The sequence below is a fragment of the Pseudomonas sp. NPDC087614 genome (assembly GCF_044743485.1).
Taxonomy (GTDB): domain Bacteria; phylum Pseudomonadota; class Gammaproteobacteria; order Pseudomonadales; family Pseudomonadaceae; genus Aquipseudomonas; species Aquipseudomonas baetica_A.
Map to the genome: position 1 here is coordinate 61,198 of NZ_JBIUWN010000023.1, position 4,965 is coordinate 66,162.

The 4,965-nt window shown below is 58.7% G+C and carries 3 protein-coding genes; 2 read left to right on the top strand and 1 reads right to left on the bottom strand.

Going from position 1 to position 4,965, the window contains the following annotated elements; all coding sequences use genetic code 11:
* A partial coding sequence (pepN, locus tag ACIOWA_RS11720) for an aminopeptidase N (protein WP_401159890.1) occupies positions 1 to 1,837 on the top strand: 1,837 nt, incomplete at its 5' end.
* Between the two features lie 110 nt (positions 1,838 to 1,947).
* Here the strand turns inward: pepN and katG are convergent.
* The gene (katG, locus tag ACIOWA_RS11725) at positions 1,948 to 4,218 is read right to left on the bottom strand and encodes a catalase/peroxidase HPI (protein ID WP_401159892.1); all 2,271 of its coding nucleotides are present in this window, start codon (positions 4,216 to 4,218) and stop codon (positions 1,948 to 1,950) included.
* A gap of 277 nt (positions 4,219 to 4,495) precedes the next feature.
* Here katG and ACIOWA_RS11730 point away from each other — a divergent pair.
* On the top strand, positions 4,496 to 4,965 hold a 470-nt coding region (locus tag ACIOWA_RS11730; protein ID WP_401159894.1), incomplete at its 3' end, for a hypothetical protein.

The window sequence follows — 4,965 nt, forward strand, 5'->3', positions numbered from 1 at the left end:
CAACATCTTCAACTCCAGCGCCGTACTGGCCCGCGCCGAAACCGCCACCGACGCCGCGCACCAGCGGGTCGAGGCGATTGTCGCGCACGAATACTTCCACAACTGGTCGGGCAACCGCGTGACCTGCCGCGACTGGTTCCAGCTGTCGCTCAAGGAAGGCTTCACCGTGTTCCGTGATTCCGGTTTCTCCGCCGACATGAACTCGGCGACGGTCAAGCGCATACAGGACGTGGCGTACCTGCGTACCCATCAGTTCGCCGAGGATGCCGGCCCGATGGCCCACGCGGTGCGTCCGGACAGCTTCATCGAAATTTCCAACTTCTACACCTTGACCGTGTACGAAAAGGGCTCGGAAGTGGTCGGCATGATCCACACCTTGCTCGGTGCCGAAGGCTTCCGTAAGGGCAGCGATCTGTACTTCGAGCGCCATGACGGCCAAGCGGTAACCTGCGACGACTTCATCAAAGCGATGGAAGACGCCAACGGTGTCGACCTGAGCCAGTTCAAGCGCTGGTACAGCCAGGCCGGCACGCCGCGTCTGGCGGTGAGCGAGTCTTACGACGCTGCCGCAAAAACCTACAGCCTGACCTTCCGCCAGAGCTGCCCGGCAACCCCGGATAAAGTTGAAAAACTGCCGTTCGTGATTCCGGTCGAACTCGGCCTGCTCGACAGCCAAGGTAACGAGATTGCTCTGCGTCTGAGCGGCGAAGCGTCGGCGCAAGGCACCACCCGTGTGATCTCGGTCACCGAAGCCGAGCAGACCTTCACCTTCGTCGACATCGCCGAACAGCCGCTGCCCTCGCTGCTGCGCGGTTTCTCCGCGCCGGTCAAGCTGAGCTTCCCGTACAACCGCGATCAGCTGATGTTCCTGATGCAGCACGACAGCGACGGCTTCAACCGCTGGGATGCCGGTCAGCAACTGTCGGTGCAAGTCCTGCAAGAATTGATCGGCCAGCAACAGAAAGGCGAGAGCCTGAAGCTTGATCCGCGTCTGGTCTCGGCACTGCGCACGGTGCTGTCGGATGAGTCGCTGGATCAGGCCATGGTCGCCGAAATGCTCTCGTTGCCGGGGGAGGCATACCTCACTGAAATCAGCGAAGTGGCTGACGTCGACGCGATCCATATCGCCCGTGAGTTCGCTCGCCAGCAATTGGCCGAAGGTTTGTTCGAAGCGCTGTGGCTACGTTATCAGGCCAACCGCGACCTATCGAAGAACACCTCGTATGTGGCCGAGGCCGAGCATTTCGCCCGTCGTGCGTTGCAGAACATCGCGCTGTCGTACCTGATGCTCAGCGGCAAGCCAGAAGTGTTGGCGGCGGCGCTGGAACAGTTCGACACCAGCGATAACATGACCGAGCGCCTGACGGCGCTGGCAGTGTTGGTCAACTCGCCGTTCGAAGAACAGAAAGCCGTGGCGCTGGCGAGTTTCGCCGAGCACTTCAAGGACAATCCGTTGGTCATGGATCAGTGGTTCAGTGTGCAGGCCGGCAGCGCGTTGCCGGGCGGTCTGGAGCGCGTGAAGGCGTTGATGCAGCACCCAGCGTTCAACATCAAAAACCCGAACAAGGTGCGTGCGCTGGTCGGCGCGTTTGCCGGACAGAACCTGATCAACTTCCACGCGGCGGATGGCTCGGGTTATCGCTTCCTGGCGGATCTGGTGATCGAACTGAACGGCTTCAACCCGCAGATCGCCTCGCGGCAATTGGCGCCACTGACGCGCTGGCGCAAATACGACAGCGCGCGGCAGGCGCTGATGAAAACCGAACTGGAGCGGATTCTGGCTTCAGGTCAGTTGTCCAGCGACGTCTATGAGGTGGTCAGCAAAAGCTTGGCTTAACGCGGATCTAAATGTGGCAGCGGGCTTGCTCGCGAAGAGAGTGTGTCAGGCACAGAGTTGTCGCCTGACATACCGCCTTCGCGAGCAAGCCCGCTCCCATAGTTTTTGCGTTACTTCAGATCAAACCGGTCGAGGTTCATCACCTTTGTCCAGGCGGCGACAAAGTCTTTGACGAACTGTTCCTTCGCATCCGAACTGGCATACACCTCCGCCAGCGCCCGCAATATTGCGTTGGAGCCGAACACCAGATCAACCCGCGTCGCCGTCCATTTCACGCTGCCGGTTTTACGGTCGCGGCCCTCGAACTCGTCCGCCGCTTTTGACGTTGGTTTCCACTCAACGCCCATGTCCAGCAGGTGGGTGAAGAAGTCGTTGGTCAACGCTTCGGTCTGGTGGGTGAACACGCCATGACGGCTTCCCCCGACGTTAGTGTTCAACACCCGCAACCCACCCAGCAGCACGGTCATTTCCGGCGCGGTGAGGGTGAGCAGTTGTGCCTTGTCGATCAGCAGCGCCTCGGCCGACACCGTGTATTTGCCTTTGCTGTAGTTGCGGAAGCCATCGGCGATTGGTTCGAGAAAACCGAATGAATCCACATCGGTTTGCTCTTGCGAGGCGTCCGTACGCCCCGGTGTGAATGGGACGGTGACGGAGTGCCCGGCATTTTTCGCCGCTTGCTCGACCCCGGCATTGCCGGCCAGCACGATCAGGTCTGCCAGCGAGACTTTCTTGCCCGATGCACCACCATTGAACGCGTTCTGAATGCCCTCAAGGGTTTTCAGCACGCTGGCCAGTTGTTCCGGCTGGTTGGCTTGCCAGGACTTCTGCGGCTCCAGGCGCAGACGGCCACCGTTGGCGCCGCCGCGCTTGTCCGAGCCACGGAACGTCGAAGCGGCAGCCCAGGCCGTCGAGACCAGTTGCGAAACCGACAGACCGGATGCCAGCACTTTGCTCTTCAATGCGCCAGCGTCGTTTTCATCGATCAGTGGGTGAGTGGCATCGGGGATCGGGTCTTGCCACAGCAGTTCTTCGTTGGGCAGTTCCGGGCCGAGATAGCGAGAGAGGGGACCCATGTCGCGGTGGATCAGTTTGTACCAGGCGCGGGCGAAGGCGTCGGCCAATTGATCGGGATTGGCCAGAAAACGCCGGGAGATCTGCTCGTAAGCCGGGTCGAAGCGCAACGCCAGATCAGAGGTGAGCATGGTTGGCGAGAGCTTCTTGCTCGGGTCATGGGCATGGGGAACGGTGCCTGCACCCGCGCCGTTTTTCGGAATCCACTGATGCGCCCCGGCCGGGCTCTTGGTCAGTTCCCACTCGAAACCGAACAGGTTTTCCAGGTAGTTGTTACTCCACCGGGTCGGCGTGGTGGTCCAGGTCACTTCGAGGCCGCTGGTGATGGTGTCGCCGCCCTTGCCGGTGCCGAACGCGTTGCGCCAACCGAGGCCTTGTTCTTCTAGTCCGGCGGCTTCCGGTTCCGGGCCGACATTATCGGCAGGGCCGGCACCGTGGGTTTTGCCAAAGGCGTGACCGCCAGCAATCAGGGCCACGGTTTCTTCATCGTTCATGGCCATGCGGGCGAAGGTTTCGCGAATGTCGTGGGCCGAGGCCACGGGGTCAGGGTTGCCTTCAGGACCTTCCGGGTTGACGTAGATCAGGCCCATCTGCACCGCTGCAAGCGGGTTTTCCAGAGTGCGCTCGCCCTGATCCGTGCGGCTCTCTTCTTTGCCGTGCAGATCCGGTTCGGCTACCAGCGTGCCGTCACCGGGTTCCTGCATGGCGGCCTTGTCCTTGCCATAACGGCTATCACCGCCCAGCCATTCATTTTCCGAACCCCAGTACACGTCTTCGTCCGGTTCCCACACATCAGGGCGGCCACCGGAGAAACCGAAAGTCTTGAAGCCCATGGATTCCAGCGCGACGTTACCGGTGAGGACAATCAGGTCGGCCCAGGAAATGTTGCGGCCATATTTCTGTTTGATCGGCCACAGCAGGCGGCGGGCCTTGTCGAGGCTGACGTTATCCGGCCAACTGTTGAGCGGGGCGAAACGCTGCTGGCCCGATCCGGCACCACCGCGGCCATCCGCGGTGCGATAGGTGCCGGCGCTGTGCCAGGCCATGCGGATGAAGAGCGGGCCATAGTGGCCAAAGTCCGCCGGCCACCAGTCCTGAGAGTCAGTCATCAACGCATTGAGGTCTTGTTTCAGTGCCTGGAAGTCCAGGCTCTTGAAGGCTTTGGCGTAGTCGAAGTCCTTGCCCAGCGGGTCGGACTTGGGCGAGTGCTGACTCAGGATCTTCAGGTTGAGTTGATTCGGCCACCAGTCACGGTTCGTCGTACCACCACCAGCGGCGTGGTTGAACGGGCATTTCGATTCAGTTGCCATGTTCGGGTCCTTATCAGGTCGTCTACGGCCGGCTCGTGCCGACTTCGGACTTGTAAGGCTAGACCCGACTTGGAGAGTCAGCTAATAGGCCGACTATTGGGCGCTGATAGGCAAAGTCTTTCAGCGACTGCGTTAATTTTACTTTTTTCGGCGGTTTTTATTTCTAATGGATATAAAAAACTGTCATTTCTATCAGGTGTGGAGAACGTCGGCAGGTGCGTAAAGTGGCGCTGTTACAGGTGATAAGTTGACTAAAGAGAATTTTGAGGGAACTAAGATGGACAAAAAAACCGCGGAAGATATTAAGTCGTTGTTGGCAAATAAAGAAGATGGCCATAGAGGCTTCTTCTCCGCCGTTGCAAGTGATGGTCGAATTATGTCTACCACTAGGATAATGGGCTCCGTTGAGGAGTCAATATGGGCGATACAAGACGAGAAAAATGATGTGATTATGACGTTTGGTCCTCTGGAGGGGGATGGCCCTCATGAGATAGTAGTGGACAATCACGGTACGGATCACTGGTTTGTGCAATTGGATGGCGGGATGTCTAGTCCTATAGGCTCAGCAGTTATCAATTTTGCAGATGATCGCAAGACATCGTATGGAACTTTTGATATTAAAATTGATAAGGGAGCAAAATTAGTTGGCGGATTCCCCCGGTGTCAGGATAGTTGTCGCCTCTCCGGTTTTTCCAAAAAAAGCATATCGGGGGCGGAAAGAGACTGGTCGTGCCGTACTATTCACCT

What these genes read in the sequence shown, in the direction of transcription:
- katG (WP_401159892.1), bottom strand. Translation starts at nt 4,218, where the DNA reads ATGGCAACTGAATCGAAATGCCCGTTCAACCACGCCGCTGGTGGTGGT.